Source organism: Arthrobacter sp. TJ-236 (assembly GCF_058269235.1).
This window is the reverse complement of sequence record NZ_JBZCNI010000001.1, coordinates 1,162,654-1,182,415: the sequence shown is the minus strand read 5'-3', so window position 1 is coordinate 1,182,415 and position 19,762 is coordinate 1,162,654. Positions and strand designations below refer to the sequence as shown.

Here is a 19,762-nt window from a genome sequence, read left to right as displayed (position 1 = left end):
ATGACCTTCCACCCCGCAGAAGACCGCTATGAGAAGATGCCGTACCGACGCGTGGGGAGCAGCGGGCTGCGGCTACCCGCGGTGTCCCTCGGCCTGTGGCACAACTTCGGCGACGACAAGCCCTTCGAGACGCAGCGGGCCATCCTGCGCAGGGCATTCGACCTCGGCGTCACCCACTTCGACCTCGCCAACAACTATGGCCCTCCCTACGGCAGCGCCGAGACGAACTTCGGGCGGCATCTGAAGGACGACTTCCGCCCGTTCCGCGACGAGCTCGTGATCTCCAGCAAGGCCGGCTACGACATGTGGCCCGGGCCCTACGGCAACTTCGGCTCACGCAAGTACCTGCTCGCGAGCCTCGACCAGTCCCTCGACCGCATGGGCCTGGACTACGTGGACATCTTCTACAGCCACCGGCCGGACCCGGAGACCCCGCTCGAGGAGACCATGGGTGCTCTCGACACGGCGGTCCGCTCGGGACGCGCCCTGTACGCGGGGATCTCCTCCTACTCGCCCGAGCGCACCCTGGAGGCCGCTGCCATCCTCAGGGACCTCGGCACGCCGCTGCTCATCCACCAGCCCTCGTACTCGATGCTGAACCGCTGGGTGGAGAACGGCACGCCGAACCTGCCCGAGGCGCTCGAGCAGACCGGCGCGGGGTCCATCGCGTTCTCCCCGCTCGCGCAGGGACTGCTCACCAGCCGCTACCTCGACGGCATTCCGGCGGACTCCCGCGCGGCGGCCCACAAGTCCCTGTCCGAGGACCACCTCTCGGAGGACAACCTGCGGCGCGTGCGCGGCCTCAACGCCATCGCGGAGGGCCGCGGCCAGAGCCTCGCGCAGATGGCGATCGCATGGATCCTCCGCCCGCAGGTCAAGGGCACGCCCATCACGTCGGCCCTGATCGGCGCCTCGAGCGTGCGGCAGCTGGAGGACAGCCTCGCCGCGGTGCAGAACCTCGACTTCACCTCCGAGGAACTGCACGCCATCGACGAGTTCGCCACGGAATCGGACATCAACCTCTGGGCGAAGGCCCTCGAGGCCTGATGCTCGCCTTCCGGAGGGCGGGCGCTGAGGACTGGCCCGCCCTCTGGAGCATCATGGAGCCCGTGCTCCGCGCGGGGGAGACCTACTGCTGGGACCCGGCGATGGACGAGCCCGCCGCCCGGCGGGAGTGGCTCCCGGAGGCTCCCGACGACCCGACGCTCGTCGTCCTCGTCGCGGTCGACGACGCGAAGGGCGCCGTCCTCGGGACCGCCCAGCTCCACGCGAACCGCGGCGGCAACGGATCCCACGTGGCGAACGCCTCCTTCCTCGTCGCCGCGGAGGCCGCGGGCCGCGGTGTGGGCAGGGCGCTCGCCGACCACGTCATCGACGAAGCAGCGGCGGCGGGCTACCGGGCCCTGCAGTTCAACGCCGTGGTCGCCACCAACACCCGCGCGGTGCGGCTGTGGACCTCGCTCGGCTTCAGCATCATCGGCACCGTGCCCGAGGGCTTCCGCCACCCCACAGCGGGTCCCGTGGGCCTGCACATCATGCACCGCTTCCTCCCGGCGGCGGAACCTCCCGATCAGGACCCACAGCGCAAGGACCGGCCATGACCCCCGAACATCCCGACCGCAGCACCCTCCTCGGCGCCTGGGTGACACTCGGCGAGCCCCGCCTCACGCGGGAGCTGATGATGTCAGGCCTCGGCTGGGTGTGCCTCGACCAGCAGCACGGGCACGTCGACGACCGCGCGCTCCGCGAGTCCCTCGACCGACGGCCCGCGGACGGCGCACCCGTGCTGGCACGCGTCGCCGCGAACACGCCCGTGCTGATCGGCAGGGCCCTCGACGCCGGGGCGGACGGCGTCGTCGTACCCCTCGTGAGCACCGTGGCCGACGCCGAGGCGGCGGTGGCAGCGGCGTACTACCCGCCGCTCGGCTCCCGGAGCTGGGGCCCGCTCCACGGCAGCGTCGCCGCCCACGCGCCCGGCACCGACGCCGGGGACCACCCCGTGCCGCTGTGCTCGGTGATGATCGAGACCGCGGAGGCGCTGGACGCCGTCGAGCTCATCGCCGCCGTCCCCGGGATCGACATGATCTTCGTGGGCCCCTTCGACCTCTCGCTCGCGCTCGGGCTCGACGTGGACGACCTCCTCGGAGCCGGGGCGGACGACGCACCGCTGCCGCGGATCGTCCGGGCCTGCAAGGCCGCCGGGATCAGGGCGGGTGCCTACGCCGGGACGCCGGAGCGCGCCGCACTGCTGGCCGCGGCCGGCTTCACCTGGATCGCGTCCACCACGGACACGGCGCTCCTGCACCTCGGGGTCGCCTCGCTCCGCTTGGCGCTGTCTCAGCCCGACCAGGACGCCCGCAGTGCGGGGAACACCTCCTCGTAGGCCGCGAGGACGCGCCGGGCCGCGTGGAACGAGTCCACGAGCGGGTGCAGCGCGAAGGCGCGCAGCGCGGCGTCCCGATCGCCGTGCGCGGCAGCACGGATGGTGTCCTGTTCGACGCCCTTGACGGCGGCCATCAGGCCGAGCTGGTGGGGCGTGGGCGGAGCGGCGGGCAGTGCGTGGGCGCCGGTAGCATCGACGACGGCGGGGATCTCGATGATGCCGTCAGCGGGTAGGCCGGGCAGCGTGGAGCCGTTCCGCACATTGAGGATCAGCTCGGCGCGCCGGCCCGTGAGCAGGGCACGCATGACCTGCAGGGCCACGCGTTCGTAGCCGCCTCCGGCGAGATCCGCCTCGTCCCGTTCCTCCTCGGCGGAGCGGGCCTCGGCGAGGTAGCCGGATTCCCGCTCCCGCCGCGCGTCCTCCCAGACGCCGAACGGGCGGTCGGCGGCGAGGAGCCTCGGGTACAGGTCCAGCTGCTGGTCCCGGAGGATCTCCCCGCGCGTGCGGTCGGCGCCGCGGATGGCCAGGAGCGCCTCGCGGTGGAAGTAGTAGTAGAACAGGTACTCGTTGGGCAGGGCGCCGAGCGTGCGGAGGAGCTCCGGCCCGAAGAGCCGCCCCTCCTCGAAGGTGCCGAGGCGCTGCGGGGCGGCGAGCAGGGCCGGCAGGCTGCCGTCGTCGTCGAGGCCGCGCAGCCAGCCGAGGTGATTGAGGCCGATGTAGTCCACTCCGCTGAGTGATCCGCGGAGGTCCACGCCGGCGGCGCGTGCGGCGCGGGTCACGAGGCCCGACGCCGAGTCGCAGATCCCGACCACCCGGTCCCCGAGCACCGCCGCCACCGCCTCGGTGACCATGCCGGCCGGGTTGGTGAAGTTGACGAGCCAGGCCTCGGGTGCGAGCTGCTGCATGGCCGTGGCGAGACGCATCATGTCGGGGATGGACCGCAGGGCGTAGGAGATGCCGCCGGCTCCCACGGTCTCCTGTCCGAGGAGACCTGCGGTAAGGGCCACGCGTTCGTCGAGGATACGACCCTCCGCACCACCGCTCCGCACGGCCGCGAAGACCACGTCCGCGCCCGGGAGTGCGTCCTCCATCCGGTCGGCCACCCGCACGGACGGCACGGAGGTGCCTTCCGCCGCGGGCGGTGCATCGGCCAGGACGCGGGCCATGGCGCGCGCCCGGTCCGGCTCGGAGTCGACGAGCACGACGTCGGACACGAGCCCGGCGAACGGGCCGTCGGAGAGTGCGCGGTACACGAGCGGCACGCGGAACCCGCCGCCACCCACGACCACGAGCGTCGCCCCGCCGCCCGTGCCATTTCCGCCACCCGTGCCGCTCCTGCCATCCGACATACCCGTACCGCTCCCGCCGTCGTCGTCCCCGCTCACGGACTGGTCACCGCCCGCGACGGGCAGCCTGCACGTAGTCTGCCGTACATGTCCCCACAGCACAGGTTCGATCCGCTGGCCGCCACCCGGACCCCTGGGGGGCCGGAGTTCGACCTGCTGCTCGCCGGGCAGGTGTTCTTCGACATCATCTTCACCGGCCTGGAGCAGCTGCCCTCACCCGGCACCGAGGTGTGGACGGACGGCATGGGGTCGGGGCCGGGGGGCATCGCCAACCAGGCCATCGCCGCCAGCAGGCTCGGGCTCCGCACGAGCCTCTCCGCGGCGTTCGGCGACGACGGCTACGGGCAGTTCAACTGGGACGTGCTGCAGGACCAGGAGCACGTTGACCTCTCGCATTCGCGGGTGTTCAGTCAGTGGCACTCGCCCGTCACCGTCTCGCTCTCCGTGCACCAGGACCGCTCGATGATCACCCACGGGCATCCCGCACCCCTGTCCGCATCGGAGCTGATCGGGCAGCCGCCGTCGTGCCGTGCAGCTGTGGTGGGCGTGGAGCAGGAGGTGGAGCCCTGGGCCAGGGCCGCTGCTGCCAGAGGCACGCGACTGTTCGGGGACGTCGGCTGGGACCCGGCAGGGGAATGGGCCCCGGAGACCCTCGGCTCGCTCGAGCACTTCTACGCGTTCATGCCCAACGCGGTGGAGGCCATGGCCTACACGCGCACGGACGATCCCTGGGCCGCGCTCTACGCGCTCGCCGACCGCGTGCCGGTGGCCGTGGTGACGGTGGGACAGCAGGGTGCCATGGCCATCGACTCGATCACGGGGGAGGAGGAGTGGGTCCCGGCGCTGCCGGTCGCGGCCTACGATCCCACCGGGGCGGGGGACTGCTTCGGTGCCGCGTTCGTCATGGCGGACCTCGCGGGCTTCCCGCTGGCCGACCGCCTGAGCTTCGCGAACCTCTGTGCGTCGCTGTCGGTGCAGCACGTCGGCGGCTCGCTGGCGGCGCCGGGCTGGGGTGACATCGCGGACTGGTGGCACCGGGTGAGCGAGGGGCGCGACGGCGTGCGCAAGCAGTGGCTGCGACGCTACGCCTTCCTCGACGAACTCGTGTCGGACGTCCCCACGGAGGCGGTACGGCGCGCGACGGCGACCATCGCCCGCCAGTCCGACGCGTCGCCGTCGTCCGGTGCGTCCGGCGCGTCCGGGGGGCCCGCGGGACGCGACGCCCGGGGCGAGCTCTCGTGAGCCGCACATCGCAGCGCGGCCCTGTGTCCTGGGACGGGGGGACGTGGCTGCACCGCCCCGCCGCCGTGGCCCAGGAGGGTGCGTCGCTGCATGTGACCGCCGAGCAGGGGAGTGATGCCTGGCGTCACACCTCGTACGGCTTCGTGCACCACAGCGCCCACGCTCTGCTGAGGCCGTTCCCCGCCGACACCGCGATGGAGGTCAGTTTCCGGCTGACCTACGACCAGCAGTTCGACCAGGCCGGGCTGTACCTGCACCGCGCGGCCGAGGAGTGGATCAAGGCGGGCGTCGAGGTCTCCGACGGCGTGCTGCAGGTGGGCGCCGTGGTCACGCGACCGTTCTCCGACTGGTCGGTGGCTCCGGTGCCGGATTGGCAGGGCCGCGAGGTGACGATGCGCGTCAGCCGCGCAGGTGACGCCGTCACCGTCCGCGCGCGGGCCGACGGCGAGCCCTTCCGCCTCGTCCGGGTGGTACCGCTCGATCCCGCGGCCGAGGTGCTCGCAGGGCCCTACTGCTGCGCGCCCACGCGGGGCGGCCTCACGGTGGTCTTCACGGGATGGTCCGTGCTCGACGCCGACGCCTCGCTGCACCCCTGATCCGTCTGATCCGTCGCGGAGCCGGCCGTGGCCCTCACTCGTCGACGAGCAGGGCCGCGGAGCGCTCCCTCACCCGCGGCGGCAGCAGGGGCAGGAGCGCGCCGACGTGCTCGACGGGGTAGGACTCCGCTCCGTTCCAGTCGGACCTGAGGATCGATGCGCCGTCCACCCAGAAGCTGTTGCCCGGCCGGTCACCGACGTAGAGCCGGATCCGCCGGGCAGGTCGCTCGACGCCGTCCACCGCGACCACACCCAGTTCCTTCCGGACGAATCTCGCATCCTCGACGCGAGGGGCCGCTGACTCGTCGAACTGGCGGAAGCGGAGCTCATCGGCTCCGGTGCCGAGCATCCGCGCCAGGACGCGGTGCGCAGCGTAGCTCGGGACGGCGTCACCGACGTCGATCACGGACCCCCAGCCGTCGTCGACACCGCTCCGGGCATTGACGCACCTGATCTCCTCGCCGTCCTCGGCGGAGGAGAAGCGATCCCAGACCTCGCTCCCGGTCCGGAACGTCGTCGTCTGCGACAGTTCGACGAGCTGTCCGTGCGGGGACTCGAACATCAGCCGGGTGCGGAGCGTGTCGGGATGCTCCGTGCGGCGGAGCAGGCCGGCGACGACGGCGCCGATCGTGAAGACCTCGACGGTATCCGTCACAGCTCGGGCCCGTCGGGTCTCCGCGCGACGAACACCCATTCGCGGCCCGGCCGGTCGGGTGCGTCGCGGACGTCGTCCACCACGAACCCGTGCTGCGTCAGCTGCTCACGCACCTCCTCCTCCGACCGGAAGCGGAGGGTGGAGTCGGACGTCAGTACTGCGCCGTCGGAGCCGAACACGAACGTCCAGCGGAAGCTCACGAGGGGCAATGCCACACCGGTCAGCTCCACCCAGCTGTGGACGTCGCCCACGCCGTCGACCGTCCTGGTGCTGCGGGACTGCTGGTCCGTCCAGGCCTCCCAGCCGCGACGCGCGGGATCGCGGGTCTCGAACACGAACCGGCCGCCCGGCAGCAGCATGCGGAACACGGCGTCGAGGGTGGCGTCCCAATCCTCGGGATCGACGACCGCCTGCGCGGCGTTGCCCGTCATCAGGACGAGGTCGGCGCGCTCGTGGGCGGCATCGACGGCCACTCCATGCACGAATCGGACGGCCGCGGCACCGGGCTTCGACCGGGCGACGTCGAGCGAGCCGACGGCGGGGTCCACCCCGACGACGCGGTAGCCGCGCTCGGCGAGCTCCAGCGCCAGGACACCGGTACCGCACCCGAGATCGAGCACGCGTTCCGCCCCGAACTCCTCCGCCATGGCGAAGTAGGGCTCGAGGTCGTCGCGGTGGCCATCGAGGTGGTCGTAGACGGCGGCGAGGCGGGGGTGGTCGAAGATCGCGTCAGGCACGGGCGCGTGTTCTCGAGCCAGCTCTCACCGAAGGGTGCCGCGCGCCGGCGGTACGGACCGGCGGCGAACATGTGCCCTGGCCCTGCTTCCCACGAGCAGAAGGGCGCCGAAGACGATCCACGGGATCACGTCGAGTGCATCGGACACCCAGGTTGAGGGCGCGGCGACGGACGCGACCACCACCGCCGTGCCGAGCAACCACACCGTGGCTAGCAGGGGTGTCAGGCGGGAGCGGAAGGCGAGCCGGCGGACCTCGTTCTGGAATTCCTGGTTCATCCCCATCACGTCATCCTGCAGCATCGGTGGGCCGAGGAGAACCCCCGGGGGGCCGCATCCGGGTCACAGGGCGGTGCGGGCCGACCTTACGGTGGGGGCGGCGGGGTGGCTCTCCTCCGAGGCGGGGTCGGTGCCGAGGGCGAGGCTCGCCGACAACCTCTTCAGCCCGTCCCGGATGCGGGTCTTGGCCGTGGGTACCGGGATACCGAGGTACTGGGCGACCTCCCGGTAGGTCAGGCCGCCGTAGTAGGCCAGGCAGATCGCCTCACGCTGCGCAGGGGAGAGAGCGCTGAGCCCCCGCCGTACCTCGCCGACCTCCCACCGCGCCAGGACGGTCTCGGTCACGGAGTCGAAGGGGACGTCGAGGTTCCGCGCACCGTAGGCCACCGTGCGGGCGCGGTGCGTGTGTTCCATGCGCACCTTGTCCACGGCCTTACGGTGCGCGAGGGTCAGCAGCCATGACATGCCGGACCCCTTTGCGGGGTCGTAGCGCGCGGCGGTCTCCTGCCAGAGCGCGAGGAACACCTCCTGGCTCACTTCCATGCTCAGCTGCTCGTCGACCACCACGCGGCGCGCGACCGCATGGACCCGGGGCGAACCCACCCGGTAGAGAACGGTGAACGCCCGCTCGTCGCCACGGGAGACGGCGAGCAGGAGGGCGGCGACGTCGTCGTTCGCCGCACCGTCGACCCGCTGCGCTGACGTCGCCACACTCGTCATCCTAGGTGCCACCACCTGGACCACCGGTCTGCTACCCGACGAGTCGGCGGATCTACGCGCCCTGGCGCGCCGTCGCCTCGCCCAGCCAGCGTGTGTATCTCAGCCAGGGGTCCTCCACACCCGCCGCCAGTCGGCGCACGTGGTCCTCGAGGGCGGGGGTCGAGCGGAACCACTCGGAGCGGTCCAGCCGCGCGTCGGCGAACTGTTCGTGCCGGCGACGCTCCACCAGGCGGTCCCCCTGTTCGAGGGCCAGCAGCTCGTCGTGCCACAGCCGCGCCAGGCGGCTGCGGGGATTCGCCGTCGTGCCGATCTTGATGCGGTCCCCGAAGCGGATGTAATAGACGACGTCGACGCGCGGCGGCGGGAGCCCGGGGTCGCGGGTCTCACCCAGGCGCCACTCGCACGCCGCGCACACCCATCCGGACGGGTACCTGACACCCGTGCGTGAACCACACGCGGGGCAGGCGACGGGCAGGACGTCCTGTACCCCGAACTCGCCCTCCACCCAGTCCGTGACCTCCGCGAGATGCGCGCTGCACAGGGGAAACGGCGCGTCCGCGGTCGGCAGCGCGCAGGGCATGCCACCCGCGTCGTCGAAGCGGCAGACCGCGGCGGGCGGTTCGGAATCGGTCACGTGTCGATCCTGCCTCCCGCCACCGACACCGCGCCTCGGGCAGGGCGGCCGGCTGGCAGAATGGGGGCGATGACTCAGCCCGAACGCGCCCTGGAGATCGACCTCGATGCCGTGCGCCACAACGTGCGCCACCTGCGCGACGTCGCGCACCCTGCGCGCCTCATGGCGGTGGTGAAGGCGGACGCCTACGGGCACGGTGCCGTACCCGTCGCGAAGGCGGCGCTCGAGGCGGGTGCCGCCTCGCTCGGGGTGGCGCACGTGAGCGAGGGCGTGACGCTTCGTAGGGCCGGGATCGAAGCGCCCATCCTCGCCTGGCTGCACACCCCGGGTACAGATTTCTCCGCCGGTGTGGAGCACGGCCTGGACCTCGGGATCTCCGGCTGGGAGCTCGAGCACGTGGTCGCGGCAGCGCGGGAACTCGAGCGGCCGGCGATCGTGCACCTCAAGATCGACACCGGGCTGGGGCGGAACGGCTGCCCGCCCGAGCAGTGGGACGCGCTGCTCAGCCGTGCCGTGGAGCACCAGGAGGAGGGCCTCATCCGCGTGGTCGGCATCTTCTCCCACCTTGCCGTGGCCGACGAACCGTCGCGCCCCGAGACGGACCTGCAGGTGCGGGCCTTCCGCGAGGCCGTCGCTGCGGCCGAGAACGCCGGGATCGACGTCGAGGTGCGGCACCTGGCCAATACGCCCGCCACCTACTCCCGTCCGGACTGCCACTTCGACCTCGTGCGGGTGGGGCTCGGCATCTACGGGCTCTCGCCGTTCGCCGATCAGGGGTCTGCGGACCTCGGGCTGCACCCCGCGATGACGTTCAGCGCGCTCGTCTCCAACGTCAAGGAGGTACCCGCCGGCCAGGGCGTCTCCTACGGTTTCGCCTACCGTACGCAGAAGCCGACGACGCTCGGGCTCATCCCGGTGGGCTACGGGGACGGCGTGCCGCGGATCGCCACGGGCGCACCGGTGCAGGTGGACGGCAGGATCTACCCGGTGGTGGGCCGCATCGCCATGGACCAGTTCGTCATCGACTTCGGCGCGACCGGTCTGCTGGGAACGCCGCACAGCCCGCTGGGCCGCCGCGCCGTCCTGTTCGGCGGTCCGGGCGCGCCCGCGGTGGAGGACTGGGCGGCCGCGGCGCAGACCATCAACTACGAGGTGGTCACGCGGATCAGCGGCCGGGTGGAGCGCAGCTACGTGGGGACACGTCACGGGGACGGGCCGGATGACGACGGCGCCTGAGTGGGCGTCGACGCACGACGTCGGGTCCGCGGAGGAGCTCCAGGATCTCGCCGCCCGCCTCGCGCCGGTGCTGCGGGAGGGTGACCTGCTGGTGCTGTCCGGTGAACTGGGGGCGGGCAAGACCACCTTCACGCAGGGCCTCGGCCGGGGCCTCGGCGTGGAGCAGCGCATCATCTCGCCCACCTTCGTGCTGGTGCGGCACCACCCCGCCCCGAGCGGGAGGCCCGGGCTCGTGCACGTCGACGCCTACCGCCTCGACAGCCCTGCAGCGGTGGACGACCTCGACCTCGACTCGACCATGCCCGGAAACGTCACGGTGGTCGAATGGGGTGCCGGACGCGTGGACCATCTCAGCGACAGCCGCCTGCACATCGGGATCGCGCGACCGCTCGGTGGCTCCGCAGCTCCCGGCCCGGCCGGCCCGGGCATCGTCACCGACTTCGAGGACGACGGCGAGGACGAGGTGCGCACCGTCACCCTCACCGGGTTCGGCCCCCGCTGGCGGGACCGTCAGCCGACGCTCGCGCTCGACTAGGCTTGTCGGGTGCTTCTTCTCGCCCTCGACACCTCGGCCGCGGCCACGGTGGCCCTCCTGCAGGACGACGTCGTCCTCGGCCGGTTCGGCAGTGGCGACACCCGCTCGCACGCCGAGGTCCTCGCCCCCGCGGTGCAGCGCATCCTCGCCGAGGCGGGGGTGGACGGTCCCGACGTGGACGCCGTCGTCGCGGGGGTGGGTCCGGGGCCCTTCACCGGGCTGCGGGCCGGCCTCGTGACCGCGCGGACCCTCGCCTTCGTCTGGGACGTGCCCCTGCACGGGGTCATGAGCCTGGACGCCCTGGCGTTCGACGCCTCCGGCGCACTGCCCGCCGGGGAGCGGTTCCTCGTCGGGACGGACGCGCGGCGCGGGGAGGTGTACTGGGCCGAGTACCGGAAGCCCGCCCAACCCGCTCGCCTGGGCGACGACGCACCCTCCGTGCCGGATCTGCTCGACGGTCCGGTACTGCTCGACGGTCCGCACGTGGGTCCGGCAGCCGATCTCCCGACGGGCCTGCCGGTCGTCGGCCGGGCCGCAGGCCTGTACCCGGAGGAGCTCGACGGCGTGCCCGACTTCGCGACCGCTGACCCCGACGCCGTCGCGCTCGCGCGGGTGGCCCGGCTCCGGCTCCTCGCCGGGATGGTACTCAGCGACACCGCCCCTCTGTACCTCCGGGAGTCCGACGCGCAGGTTCCCGGGCCGCGGAAGCGGGCCACGTCATGACCTTCACCCTGCGGGACCTCGCCTACGAGGACATCGAGGCCCTGGCGCGCCTCGAGGTGGAACTGTTCCCGGCCGACGCCTGGCCCCTCGAGATGTTCTACGACGAGTTCTTCCAACCCGACACCCGGCGCTACATCGTGGCCGAGGTGGACGGCGAAATGGTGGGGTACGCGGGCCTCATGGTGGTGGACACGACGGCGGACATCCAGACCATCGGCGTGCTGCCCGCGGTCGAGGGCCGGGGCATAGGCCGTGCCATGCTGACGGAACTGATCGAGGAAGCTGCGCGTCGGGGCGCGGACACCGTCATGCTCGAGGTCCGCGCCGACAACCCGCGCGCCCAGCGGCTGTACGTCCGCTTCGGCTTCGAGCGCATCCACACGCGCAAGCGGTACTACCGCGACGGCGTGGACGCCTGGGTGATGCGGCTCCTCCTGCCTGCACCGGCCGAGAGAGCTGCGCCGTGACGCGCGCGGAGCCGCTCGTCCTCGGCATCGAGTCCTCGTGCGACGAGACCGGAGTGGGGATCGTCCGCGGCACGCGGCTCCTCACCAACACGGTGTCCTCCTCGATGGCGGAGCACGTGCGGTTCGGCGGCGTCATCCCGGAGATCGCCTCCCGCGCGCACCTCGACGCCTTCGTGCCGACCCTGCGCGCGGCGCTGGCGGAGGCGGGAGTCACCCTCGAGGAGATCGACGCCATCGCGGTGACGGCGGGTCCGGGCCTCTCCGGGGCCCTCATGGTGGGTGTCTCCGCGGCCAAGGCGCTCGCCGTCGCCACGGGCAAGCCGCTGTTCGCGATCAACCACCTCGTGGCGCACGTGGGCGTGGGACTGCTGGGCGGCACGTTCCCCGACGGGCTGCCCGAGGACCTCGGCGCCCTCCTCGTCTCCGGTGGCCACACGGAGATCCTCCGCGTGGGCAGTCTCGCGCACGACGTCCGGCTGCTCGGGTCCACCATCGACGACGCCGCGGGGGAGGCCTACGACAAGACCGCGCGGATCCTCGGGCTCGGGTACCCGGGCGGGCCGGCGATCGACCGGCTCGCGCGCGACGGCGACCCCACGGCGATCCGCTTCCCCCGGGGCCTGACGCAGCCGAAGTACATGGGGACGGCCGAGGCCCCCGGCCCGCACCGGTACGACTGGTCCTTCAGCGGCCTGAAGACGGCGGTGGCCCGCTCCGTGGAACAGCACGAGGCGGCGGGTCTCGAGGTGCCCGTGGCGGACATCGCGGCGTCCTTCCAGGAGGCGGTGGTGGACGTCATCACCCGGAAGGCCGTCCTCGCCTGCACCGAGCACGGCATCCGCTCGTTGCTGCTCGGCGGAGGAGTCGCGGCCAATCGCCGCCTGCGGGAGCTGACCCGGGAGCGGTGCGACGCCGCCGGGATCGCGCTCACCGTCCCCGCGCCGTCGCTCTGCACGGACAACGGTGCCATGGTCGCGGCGCTCGGCGCGCAGATCGTCCTGGCGGGTGGCAGCCCGAGCGGCATCGGGTTCGGCACCGATTCCTCGCTGCCCGTCACCACCATCGTGCTCCCCGAGGTCTGACGAGGTCTAGAAGTCTGAGCCCGGAGCCGTGCCGGACGCGGAGCGGGGCCGGACCCCCGAAGGAGTCCGGCCCCGCTCACGTGACCTGATCGGGATGGCCCGGTCCGGCCCGCCGATCAGAGCGTGCCGCGCCGGTCCGTGGTCTCCTCGTCGAGGAGATCGTTGTCGCGGAGCCCCGTCATCTCCGAGGGCACACCGGTGCCCGGGATGCCGTCCACGGCGGGGACGGGATCGACGTCGACCACACCGGCGTCATCGGTCACGGGTGGCACCGGGACGTCGTCGATCACCGTGACGGCTTCCGTGTCGGTGCCCAAATCCGATCCCAGGCCGGTGTCGACGGGCGTCTCCGTCACGTCGACGTCGTCGTCGTTCTTCGAGCTGGAGGCCGCGACGGCGACACCTGCCACAGCGGCGGCCGCTGCGACGCCGACACCAGCGGCGAGCTTGCCGGAGATCCCTGCGCCGCCGCTGTCGCCGCGCGATCCAGCGGCGTCGTCGATCGTCGCGGTGCCCGTGCCCGGCACGGTGCCGCGCCATGCGCCCGTGGCGTAGCTCTCGGACTCGATGAACTCCTTGAAGCGGTGGAGATCGGCCTTCGCCTGGTTCTCGACGACGTTCAGCTTGTCGCCGACCTTCTCCACGAGGCCCTCGGGTTCGTACTCGAGGGAGAGGTTCACGCGCGTGGTTCCGCCGAGGTCCTCGAAGGACACGGTTCCGGCGTTCGTGGCGCCTTCGGTGGCAGCCCAGGAGACCCTGCGGTCGGGCACCTGCTCGAGGACCTTCGCCTCCCACTGTCGGCGGATGCCGCCGATCTCCGCGACCCATTCCATGCGATCGTCGCCGAGCTGGGTGATCTGCTTGACCCCGCCCATGAAGTGCGGGAACTCCTCGAACTGCGTCCACTGGTTGTACACGGTCGTCACTGGAAGATTTACCACAACGGACTCTTCGACCTTCGTGCTCATCATGCCTCCCTGGATGGTGGGACGTGCGCTGACGAAATCATCAGCAGGCTTAGCATATGGGGTTCTCAAGGACGGTGCCAAGGGGCCGCGCGTGTCAGGCGGGCGTCGGCAGGTTCCATTCCAGGGAGAACTCCTCCACGGTGAGCCGCGCGAGATCCTCCTACACCTCCTCCATCAGGCTGTCGGCTTCCTGGTTATCGGAGGCGTCCAGGCGGAGCACGTGGGCACCGTCCGATCGGCGGCGCAGGACCACCTGGTACAGGGACGGGCGGTCGATCAGGTCGAGGGAGATTGCGGCGAGGAAGCTGCCCGCCCACGCCAGGGTGCGCCACCCACGGGGCCGCCGCCAGGGTTCGACGGCGATCGTGAAGTGGTGCATGGCGGCTGCGCCGTCAGGCTCGGGGGCCGTGGGCAGGCTCATGACGGGACGCTCAGCTCGGCAGATCGCCGACGGTCGCGTACTTCCGCCGCCAGTCGCGGCCCTCCTCGCCGCCGTACTCGGTCCAGTACTCGCGGCCGCTCGTGATGAGGCCGTCGCGGACGGTCCAGAAGGACACCACGCGGAAGATGCCCACGTCCTCCTGCGGTACCTGCACCTCGGAGACCACCACGTCGCCGGCGTCGTGGACGTTCAGCACGTCGATGCTCCAGCCGTTCGGGTGCTCGGAGTTGACCGCCACCATGTTGTCCCTGCCGCGGATGATCTCGCGCGTGACGGGCCAGAACACCTCGACGTCCTCGGCGAGCGTTGCGCCGACGGCCTTCCAGTCCCTGCTCCAGACTGCTGACCAGTACTGACGGACGACTTCCGTGGATTTCATGCCCCGATGCTACCGGTGCACGGTGTCGGCGGGACGGTCCAGGTGCGGGGTGACCTGCGTCGAGAACGCATCGGCGGTTCGTCCGATCACGGTCTCCGCCGATGTGTCCCAGATGGCCTGGTTGAAGATCTCGACCTCGACGTCGCCCGTGTATCCCGCGGCCGACACGGCCCGCGTGATGGACCCGAAGTCGATCACTCCCGTACCGGGTAGATGCCGGGAGAGCAGCACGTCCGCCTCGAGGGGTGTCCGCCAATCGCACACCTGGTAGCTCGCGATACGGCCCTCACGTCCCGCTCGGGCGATCTGTCCCATCAGGTCGGGGTCCCACCAAACGTGGAAGGTGTCGACCACGACCGCTACCACCGCGGGGTCGAACGGTGCAGCGAGGTCGAGTGCCTGGCCGAGCGTGGAGATCACCGCGCGGTCGGATGCGTACATGGGATGAAGTGCCTCGGGCGCCAGACGCACGCCCGCGGCGGCCGCCACCGGCGCCAGTTCGGCAATGCCACCGGCCACCATCACGAGGACGGCGGCCGAGCCCGGTGCGCCCGCCGCGGCCAGCTGTGCCGTCTCGTCGATGGCCCTGCGGTTGTCCTCCATGGCTGCGCGCCGTGCGGAGCCCTCGGGAACCGTGAAGAACCCACCGCGGCACAGGCTCGAGAGCCGGAGGCGCGAGTCGGCGAGCAGCCGGACGGCGCGTGGGAGTGCACGGAGTGCACGGAGTCGCGCCACCGCCCGATGCTTCCGATGGTCGCGCCGGCGACCACCCGCAGGGCCTCGTCGAGGGGTGCGTACTTGATGGTTATCAACCACGGCGCCGGCGTCGCGGACATCGACGTCCGAGGCAGTGATCTCCTGACCTCGGACCCGGTCGACGGCGTCAGCCTGGGGCCGTTCGGGTACGCCCTGGTCATGACGGGCAACCAAGCGCCCGGGCGCCCGCCGGGCTGATGCTAGCGCTCGGGGACCTGCCGCCGCGTGCACTGGTCCGGCCGGACCCAGGCCTCGCGGGCGATCGAGAACTCGACCCATTGCGCGAGCACGGCCGTCGGCGTCCACGCCATGGCGAACCCGCGGACGGTCTGACGTGCCCCGTCGGCGTACTCGAGGTCCACCCACAGGGCGGGTGCGGGTGACGTCGACTCGGTGATGCCCTCGGTGGGCGCCTCGAGCTGGAGGGGAGGGGTGTACCGGTGGGTGGTGGGTGGCAGCCCGTGCCAGCCGGCGGCCCTAGCCACGGCGCACGGCTCGGGCGGCGGCGGGCGGCAGGGTCACGCCACCACTCTACGAGCCCGGGCGGGCGGCGCTCGGGAATCAGGCGGCGCGCGTGGGGTGGACCGGCAGCGCGCGACGGCGGCACCGGGCGGCGTCGACCCACGCCTCCCTGGCGCGGGAGAACTCGATCCACTGCGCCAGGACCTCCGTCCCGGTCCACGCCATCGCGAAGCCCTTCAGGGTGCGGGTGGAGCCGTCGGGGTAGTCGAGGTCCACCCAGAGGGCAGGCGATCGGATCGGCTCGACGACGTCCGCCGTGGGCGCCTCGAGCTGGAGCGGTGGGACGTACCTGTCGGCGCTGGGTGGGATTCCGTGCCAGCCTGGTCGTTGTGCCATGCGACGAGGGTACGTCGCGGGTCCGACCTTCGGAGGTCCGGCCTTCGAGGGTCCGACTGGAGCGACGACCGTGCAGTGGGCACCCGTTGCACAGGGGGCACCCGCAGCACAGGGGGCGCCGACTGCGCAAGGGCCCGGCGGGTGGCGGGAATCCCTCCTGCGCAGGGACGGCCTACTGGATAGCATGAACGCGACGACGTCACCTGGGGCGGGCTGCACTTTGTGCTGTGCGAGCGGTGCGTCGCCACCACCGTTGACCGTGGTTCCACCTGAGTGTGAAGTGAGCACAGCCATGACGAAGGACGACCTGCACAAGATCCGCGTAGCAGCGGCGGACAAGGAAGATGTCGAGTTCGAGCTCGACCGCGCGGAGTTGGTGCTCCAGGAGGCCGTGACGGAGGCGTTGAACCACGGCGAGGACATCAAGGTCATCGCGGAGGTGGCGGAGCTCCCGGTGGACGACGTCGTGAAGCTCGCACAGGATGTCAGCCCGGACGCCGCACTGCCCTTCTAGGGAGCTCCGGCGTCGGCCACGCGAACGGGCGCGTCGGCCGGGAGCGGACCAGCAGTGACCGAGCTGGTATTCGCTCAGCGGATACTTCGTATGTTCTTTACGCTCTTCCCCTGATACTTCGGGCGGGACAAGGTTGTTACGTGGATCACAGAGGATCCGCCTCGTACCCAGCCCGAAGGATTCAGCGTGGAAACTCCGCTCTCCCATCTCGCCCACCTGGACATCGCCAGCCCCGACGTCGAAGCCTCGGCACGCTTCTACGAGGAGAAGTTCGGCATGCGGATCGTGGACCGCGTCGACGGCGCCGTCTACCTGCGCTGCTGGGGCGACTACTACCGCTACAGCCTCGTCGTGGTGCCCGGCCCCGAGGCCGCGCTGACGCGCATGGCGTGGCGCACCTCGAGCGAGGCGGCACTGCACGACGCCGTCGCGCGGATCGAGGCGAGCGGCACCACGGGCACCTGGAAGGACTCCGGCCACGGTCACGGCCGCGCCTACGAGTTCACCGGCCCCTACGGCCACCCCATGCGCCTCTTCTTCGAGGTGGAGCGCTTCGTGGCCGAGCCCGAGTTCGCGTCCTCGTACCCTGACCGCCCCGAGCGCCGCAGCGATCACGCCGCGGCCCCGAGGTTCCTGGACCACGTGACGGTCGCCGCCTCGGACGTCCGCGGGTTCGCCCGCTGGTACAGCGAGACCCTCGGCTTCCGCGTCATGGCCTTCGTGGACCTCGACGAGGCTCCCGTCACCGTGTTCTCGGTCCTCACCACCAACGAGAAGTCGCACGATCTCGGCGTGGTCCTCGACACCTCCTCCCGGGCCGGCCGCGTCAACCACATCGCGTTCTGGGTGGACAGCACGGAGGACCTCATGCGCACTGCGGACGTCATGATGGAGCACGGCACCCCCATGGAGTACGGCCCGTCCATCCACGGCGTGGGCGAGCAGAACTTCCTCTACTTCCGTGAACCGAGCGGACTCCGTGTGGAACTGAACTCCGGCGGCTACCGCAACTACGTGCCCGACTGGGAGGCGAACACATGGACGCCGTCCGCCGGCTCGAACAACTTCTACCGCAACGGCATCATGCCCCACTCCATGACCGAATCCTTCCCGCCCGCCGAGGGCATGACGGCCACGGAGGAGGGTGCATCCGACGCCATGAAGGACGCGCTGCTCAACCCCTACGCCGTCCAGGGTCGTGGCTGAGATGGCCTCCGACACGCCTGCACATTCCTACGCCTTCCTCCGCTTCCGCCGCGCCGACGGCGCCACCGCCACGGGGCTCGTCGTGGGGGACCGCGTGCGGGAGATCCCGCAGGACATCCCCACGGTCATCGCGGAGTGGGCTGACCTCGAACCGGTGTTCGACGCCCTCGCCGCCGACACCTCCGACGACCGGCATGCGCTCGGCGACCTCGACGTCGTCGCGCCCGTCCAGCCGGCACAGGTGCTGCAGGCCGGCGCGAACTACCGCAAGCACGTGATCGACCTCGCCGCCTCGCACCGCTCGCCGGGCGAGGACGAGGAGGAGGTGCGGCGCCGGACGGCCGAGATGATGGACAGCAGGGCGGGCCAGGGCACGCCCTACTTCTTCATCGGGCTGCCCACGGTCATCACGTCGGCCACGGCGGACCTCGTGCTGCCCTCCTACAGCGACAGCCACGACTGGGAGCTCGAGCTCGCAGCGGTGATCGGGACGCGTGCCTTCCGGGTGACGCCCGAGGATGCGCTGGCGCACGTGTTCGGGTACACCATGGTCAATGACATCACCACGCGCGAGTTCGTGTTCCGGAAGGACATGCCGGCCATCGGCTCGGACTGGTACCGCGCCAAGAACGCTCCCGGGTTCCTGCCCACGGGCCCGCTGCTCACGCCGTCGAAGTTCCTCGCCGATCCGCAGGACCTCCAGGTGACGCTGAAACTCAACGGTGACACCATGCAGGACGAATCCACGGCGGACATGATCTTCGGCGTCGCGAAGCTCGTCAGCGAGGCGTCGCAGACCGCCCCGCTGCTGCCGGGTGATCTCGTGCTCACGGGCAGCCCCGCCGGCAACGGCGCCCACTGGGGCAGACTGCTGCGTGACGGCGACGTCATGGAGGGGACCATCACCGGACTGGGCACGCAGGTGGTGCACTGCAGGGCGGAGAGCACGTCGGCGAGCAGCGACGCGGCGCAGCACGGAGCCCGGCAGGCGGCCAGGGCATGAGCGCCGGATCGGGTATCCAGTGGGCGGACCCGCTCGGTTCCATCGAGGCGATGGCCACGAACCACAACAACTGGGGCCGGTGGGGCGAGGAGGACGTTCTCGGGACGTTGAACTTCATCACGCCGGCGAAGCGCGTGGAAGCCGCGCGCCTGGTGGTCACGGGGGAGACGTACTCGCTCTCGCAGTCCTTCGACACCAACGGTCCGCAGAAGGGCTGGCGGCGCCGCACCAACCCCGTGCACACCATGACGGACACCGGCGTGGACGCCGAACGCGGGAACCAGGGGTTCCCGCACGGCATCGGCGGCGCGGACGACGTCATCTCCATGCCGCTGCAGTGCTCCACACAGTGGGACGGCCTCGGCCACATCTTCGACCGCGGGCGGGCGTGGAACGGCCGGCGGGCGGGCGACGTCGTGACCTCCGAGGGTGATCTCGTCACCGGGATCGAGACCGCGGCCTCGGCGGTGACCACGCGGGGTGTGCTGCTCGACGTCGGACGGACGCTGGCGCCCGGGCTGGGCCGCACCGACGGGCAGCTTCCCGACGGCTTCGCGATCACGCCCGAGCACCTCGCCGAGACCATCGCCGCCCAGGGACCCAGCGCCGAGGTGCGCCGCGGCGACATCGTGGTGGTCCGCACCGGGCAGTACACGCGGGCCCGCCGGGACGGCTGGGGTGAGTACGCGGGCGGGCCGGCCCCCGGCCTCTCCTTCAACGCGGCCCCGTGGCTGCACGCCTCGGAGATCGCGGGGATCGCCACCGACACCTGGGGCTTCGAGGTGCGGCCGAACGAGTTCGACGGCGCCTTCCAGCCGCTGCACCAGATCGCGATACCCAACCTCGGTCTGTTCCTCGGCGAGATGTGGGATCTCGACGGCCTGGCCGACGCCTGCGCCGCGGACGGCCGGTACGACTTCCTGCTCACCGCCGCACCGCTGCGCATCACCGGAGCCGTGGGGTCCCCCGTGAACCCCATCGCCCTGCGCTGACAGCACCACCGG

General features: G+C 71.5%; 26 protein-coding genes and 1 pseudogene. 15 read left to right on the top strand and 12 right to left on the bottom strand.

The annotated features are described in order from the left end of the window. From mgrA to AC4D16_RS05455, 3 genes are read left to right on the top strand one after another with little or no spacing between them, the layout of a single operon-like run. Entirely contained in the window at positions 1-1,047 is a 1,047-nt protein-coding gene (gene mgrA, locus AC4D16_RS05465) for an L-glyceraldehyde 3-phosphate reductase (RefSeq protein ID WP_490954229.1), read from the top strand. Next, positions 1,047-1,601: a GNAT family N-acetyltransferase gene (locus tag AC4D16_RS05460; RefSeq protein ID WP_490954228.1), complete on the top strand. Its 555-nt coding sequence runs from the start codon at positions 1,047-1,049 to the stop codon at positions 1,599-1,601. Before mgrA ends, AC4D16_RS05460 begins: the two co-directional genes overlap by 1 nt. After that, on the top strand, positions 1,598-2,383 hold the full coding sequence (locus AC4D16_RS05455) for an HpcH/HpaI aldolase family protein (protein ID WP_490954227.1): 786 nt from the start codon (positions 1,598-1,600) through the stop codon (positions 2,381-2,383). The genes AC4D16_RS05460 and AC4D16_RS05455 overlap by 4 nt, the downstream gene beginning before the upstream one ends. Here AC4D16_RS05455 and AC4D16_RS05450 read toward each other — a convergent pair. Beyond that, on the bottom strand, positions 2,338-3,732 hold the full coding sequence (locus tag AC4D16_RS05450) for a family 4 glycosyl hydrolase (protein ID WP_490954678.1): 1,395 nt from the start codon (positions 3,730-3,732) through the stop codon (positions 2,338-2,340). The two genes, AC4D16_RS05455 and AC4D16_RS05450, sit on opposite strands and share 46 nt — an antisense overlap. 84 nt (positions 3,733-3,816) lie before the next feature. Here AC4D16_RS05450 and AC4D16_RS05445 point away from each other — a divergent pair, with 84 nt between their 5' ends. Together AC4D16_RS05445 and AC4D16_RS05440 are read left to right on the top strand one after the other, a co-directional pair. Beyond that, positions 3,817-4,971, top strand: coding sequence for a PfkB family carbohydrate kinase (locus AC4D16_RS05445; protein ID WP_490948441.1), 1,155 nt, complete (start codon positions 3,817-3,819; stop codon positions 4,969-4,971). Beyond that, entirely contained in the window at positions 4,968-5,567 is a 600-nt protein-coding gene (locus AC4D16_RS05440) for a DUF1349 domain-containing protein (protein ID WP_490954226.1), read from the top strand. Before AC4D16_RS05445 ends, AC4D16_RS05440 begins: the two co-directional genes overlap by 4 nt. A gap of 34 nt (positions 5,568-5,601) precedes the next feature. Here the strand turns inward: AC4D16_RS05440 and AC4D16_RS05435 are convergent, their stop codons facing one another. The 5 genes from AC4D16_RS05435 to AC4D16_RS05415 all read right to left on the bottom strand — a co-directional run bounded on the left by AC4D16_RS05435 (position 5,602) and on the right by AC4D16_RS05415 (position 8,589). Further along, on the bottom strand, positions 5,602-6,222 hold the full coding sequence (locus AC4D16_RS05435) for a hypothetical protein (protein ID WP_490954225.1): 621 nt from the start codon (positions 6,220-6,222) through the stop codon (positions 5,602-5,604). Next, positions 6,219-6,959 carry a class I SAM-dependent DNA methyltransferase gene (locus AC4D16_RS05430; RefSeq protein WP_490954224.1) on the bottom strand — a complete coding sequence of 247 codons (741 nt, stop codon included), beginning with the start codon at positions 6,957-6,959 and terminating at the stop codon, positions 6,219-6,221. Before AC4D16_RS05430 ends, AC4D16_RS05435 begins: the two co-directional genes overlap by 4 nt. Before the next feature lie 24 nt (positions 6,960-6,983). Further along, entirely contained in the window at positions 6,984-7,241 is a 258-nt protein-coding gene (locus AC4D16_RS05425) for a hypothetical protein (RefSeq protein WP_490954223.1), read from the bottom strand. Between the two features lie 57 nt (positions 7,242-7,298). Further along, a complete protein-coding gene (locus tag AC4D16_RS05420; RefSeq protein ID WP_490954222.1) occupies positions 7,299-7,946 on the bottom strand; it encodes a sigma-70 family RNA polymerase sigma factor in 648 nt (215 codons plus the stop codon). Positions 7,947-8,007: 61 nt separating this feature from the next. Then, positions 8,008-8,589, bottom strand: a complete 582-nt coding sequence (locus AC4D16_RS05415; protein WP_490954221.1) for a GIY-YIG nuclease family protein — start codon at positions 8,587-8,589, stop codon at positions 8,008-8,010. A 69-nt stretch (positions 8,590-8,658) separates the two neighbouring features. Here AC4D16_RS05415 and alr point away from each other — a divergent pair, with 69 nt between their 5' ends. Genes alr through tsaD form a run of 5 tightly spaced genes read left to right on the top strand, consistent with a single transcriptional unit; the run spans position 8,659 to position 12,632 of the window. Continuing rightward, positions 8,659-9,825, top strand: a complete 1,167-nt coding sequence (gene alr, locus AC4D16_RS05410; protein WP_490954220.1) for an alanine racemase — start codon at positions 8,659-8,661, stop codon at positions 9,823-9,825. Beyond that, positions 9,809-10,360, top strand: coding sequence for a tRNA (adenosine(37)-N6)-threonylcarbamoyltransferase complex ATPase subunit type 1 TsaE (gene tsaE, locus AC4D16_RS05405; protein ID WP_490954219.1), 552 nt, complete (start codon positions 9,809-9,811; stop codon positions 10,358-10,360). Before alr ends, tsaE begins: the two co-directional genes overlap by 17 nt. Before the next feature lie 9 nt (positions 10,361-10,369). After that, a complete protein-coding gene (tsaB, locus tag AC4D16_RS05400; protein WP_490954218.1) occupies positions 10,370-11,083 on the top strand; it encodes a tRNA (adenosine(37)-N6)-threonylcarbamoyltransferase complex dimerization subunit type 1 TsaB in 714 nt (237 codons plus the stop codon). Beyond that, positions 11,080-11,550 carry a ribosomal protein S18-alanine N-acetyltransferase gene (gene rimI / locus AC4D16_RS05395; RefSeq protein ID WP_490948460.1) on the top strand — a complete coding sequence of 157 codons (471 nt, stop codon included), beginning with the start codon at positions 11,080-11,082 and terminating at the stop codon, positions 11,548-11,550. Before tsaB ends, rimI begins: the two co-directional genes overlap by 4 nt. Further along, positions 11,547-12,632 carry a tRNA (adenosine(37)-N6)-threonylcarbamoyltransferase complex transferase subunit TsaD gene (gene tsaD / locus AC4D16_RS05390; protein WP_490954217.1) on the top strand — a complete coding sequence of 362 codons (1,086 nt, stop codon included), beginning with the start codon at positions 11,547-11,549 and terminating at the stop codon, positions 12,630-12,632. Before rimI ends, tsaD begins: the two co-directional genes overlap by 4 nt. A 116-nt stretch (positions 12,633-12,748) precedes the next feature. Here tsaD and AC4D16_RS05385 read toward each other — a convergent pair whose 3' ends face one another. From AC4D16_RS05385 to AC4D16_RS05370, 4 genes and pseudogenes are all read right to left on the bottom strand, one after another. After that, the gene (locus AC4D16_RS05385) at positions 12,749-13,600 is read right to left on the bottom strand and encodes an SRPBCC family protein (protein ID WP_490954677.1); all 852 of its coding nucleotides are present in this window, start codon (positions 13,598-13,600) and stop codon (positions 12,749-12,751) included. A 160-nt stretch (positions 13,601-13,760) separates the two neighbouring features. Continuing rightward, the gene (locus tag AC4D16_RS05380; protein WP_490954216.1) at positions 13,761-14,021 is read right to left on the bottom strand and encodes a hypothetical protein; all 261 of its coding nucleotides are present in this window, start codon (positions 14,019-14,021) and stop codon (positions 13,761-13,763) included. A gap of 10 nt (positions 14,022-14,031) precedes the next feature. Next, positions 14,032-14,421, bottom strand: a complete 390-nt coding sequence (locus AC4D16_RS05375; protein WP_490948468.1) for a nuclear transport factor 2 family protein — start codon at positions 14,419-14,421, stop codon at positions 14,032-14,034. Positions 14,422-14,430: 9 nt separating this feature from the next. Then, positions 14,431-15,257, bottom strand: a pseudogene (locus tag AC4D16_RS05370) (sugar phosphate isomerase/epimerase family protein). Here AC4D16_RS05370 and AC4D16_RS05365 point away from each other — a divergent pair. Beyond that, the gene (locus tag AC4D16_RS05365) at positions 15,223-15,375 is read left to right on the top strand and encodes a hypothetical protein (RefSeq protein ID WP_490954215.1); all 153 of its coding nucleotides are present in this window, start codon (positions 15,223-15,225) and stop codon (positions 15,373-15,375) included. The pseudogene AC4D16_RS05370 and the gene AC4D16_RS05365 overlap by 35 nt on opposite strands. Positions 15,376-15,377: 2 nt before the next feature. Here AC4D16_RS05365 and AC4D16_RS05360 read toward each other — a convergent pair whose 3' ends face one another. Together AC4D16_RS05360 and AC4D16_RS05355 are read right to left on the bottom strand one after the other, a co-directional pair. Then, complete coding sequence (locus tag AC4D16_RS05360; protein ID WP_490948474.1) at positions 15,378-15,662, bottom strand: hypothetical protein; 285 nt, start codon at positions 15,660-15,662, stop codon at positions 15,378-15,380. A 76-nt stretch (positions 15,663-15,738) separates the two neighbouring features. Then, on the bottom strand, positions 15,739-16,035 hold the full coding sequence (locus AC4D16_RS05355; protein ID WP_490948476.1) for a hypothetical protein: 297 nt from the start codon (positions 16,033-16,035) through the stop codon (positions 15,739-15,741). 292 nt (positions 16,036-16,327) lie between these two features. Between AC4D16_RS05355 and AC4D16_RS05350 the strand changes: the two genes are divergently transcribed. The 4 genes from AC4D16_RS05350 (at position 16,328) to AC4D16_RS05335 (ending at position 19,750) form a co-directional block, all read left to right on the top strand. Then, positions 16,328-16,549, top strand: coding sequence for a hypothetical protein (locus tag AC4D16_RS05350; RefSeq protein WP_490948478.1), 222 nt, complete (start codon positions 16,328-16,330; stop codon positions 16,547-16,549). Positions 16,550-16,735: 186 nt separating this feature from the next. Beyond that, positions 16,736-17,755, top strand: coding sequence for a VOC family protein (locus tag AC4D16_RS05345; RefSeq protein ID WP_490954214.1), 1,020 nt, complete (start codon positions 16,736-16,738; stop codon positions 17,753-17,755). 1 nt (position 17,756) lies between these two features. Continuing rightward, positions 17,757-18,758, top strand: coding sequence for a fumarylacetoacetate hydrolase family protein (locus AC4D16_RS05340; protein WP_490954213.1), 1,002 nt, complete (start codon positions 17,757-17,759; stop codon positions 18,756-18,758). Beyond that, positions 18,755-19,750, top strand: a complete 996-nt coding sequence (locus AC4D16_RS05335) for a cyclase family protein (protein ID WP_490954212.1) — start codon at positions 18,755-18,757, stop codon at positions 19,748-19,750. Before AC4D16_RS05340 ends, AC4D16_RS05335 begins: the two co-directional genes overlap by 4 nt. Positions 19,751-19,762 lie beyond the last annotated feature (12 nt).

Excerpts from the sequence above, each read along its gene's own strand:
- mgrA (WP_490954229.1), top strand. The coding sequence starts at position 1 with ATGACCTTCCACCCCGCAGAAGACCGCTATGAGAAGATGCCGTACCGA.
- AC4D16_RS05460 (WP_490954228.1), top strand. The coding sequence starts at position 1,047 with ATGCTCGCCTTCCGGAGGGCGGGCGCTGAGGACTGGCCCGCCCTCTGG.
- AC4D16_RS05455 (WP_490954227.1), top strand. The coding sequence starts at position 1,598 with ATGACCCCCGAACATCCCGACCGCAGCACCCTCCTCGGCGCCTGGGTG.
- AC4D16_RS05450 (WP_490954678.1), bottom strand. The coding sequence starts at position 3,732 with ATGTCGGATGGCAGGAGCGGCACGGGTGGCGGAAATGGCACGGGCGGC.
- AC4D16_RS05445 (WP_490948441.1), top strand. The coding sequence starts at position 3,817 with ATGTCCCCACAGCACAGGTTCGATCCGCTGGCCGCCACCCGGACCCCT.
- AC4D16_RS05425 (WP_490954223.1), bottom strand. The coding sequence starts at position 7,241 with ATGGGGATGAACCAGGAATTCCAGAACGAGGTCCGCCGGCTCGCCTTC.
- alr (WP_490954220.1), top strand. The coding sequence starts at position 8,659 with ATGACTCAGCCCGAACGCGCCCTGGAGATCGACCTCGATGCCGTGCGC.
- tsaE (WP_490954219.1), top strand. The coding sequence starts at position 9,809 with ATGACGACGGCGCCTGAGTGGGCGTCGACGCACGACGTCGGGTCCGCG.
- rimI (WP_490948460.1), top strand. The coding sequence starts at position 11,080 with ATGACCTTCACCCTGCGGGACCTCGCCTACGAGGACATCGAGGCCCTG.
- AC4D16_RS05385 (WP_490954677.1), bottom strand. The coding sequence starts at position 13,600 with ATGAGCACGAAGGTCGAAGAGTCCGTTGTGGTAAATCTTCCAGTGACG.
- AC4D16_RS05380 (WP_490954216.1), bottom strand. The coding sequence starts at position 14,021 with ATGAGCCTGCCCACGGCCCCCGAGCCTGACGGCGCAGCCGCCATGCAC.
- AC4D16_RS05375 (WP_490948468.1), bottom strand. The coding sequence starts at position 14,421 with ATGAAATCCACGGAAGTCGTCCGTCAGTACTGGTCAGCAGTCTGGAGC.
- AC4D16_RS05365 (WP_490954215.1), top strand. The coding sequence starts at position 15,223 with ATGGTTATCAACCACGGCGCCGGCGTCGCGGACATCGACGTCCGAGGC.
- AC4D16_RS05355 (WP_490948476.1), bottom strand. The coding sequence starts at position 16,035 with ATGGCACAACGACCAGGCTGGCACGGAATCCCACCCAGCGCCGACAGG.
- AC4D16_RS05350 (WP_490948478.1), top strand. The coding sequence starts at position 16,328 with ATGACGAAGGACGACCTGCACAAGATCCGCGTAGCAGCGGCGGACAAG.
- AC4D16_RS05340 (WP_490954213.1), top strand. The coding sequence starts at position 17,757 with ATGGCCTCCGACACGCCTGCACATTCCTACGCCTTCCTCCGCTTCCGC.
- AC4D16_RS05335 (WP_490954212.1), top strand. The coding sequence starts at position 18,755 with ATGAGCGCCGGATCGGGTATCCAGTGGGCGGACCCGCTCGGTTCCATC.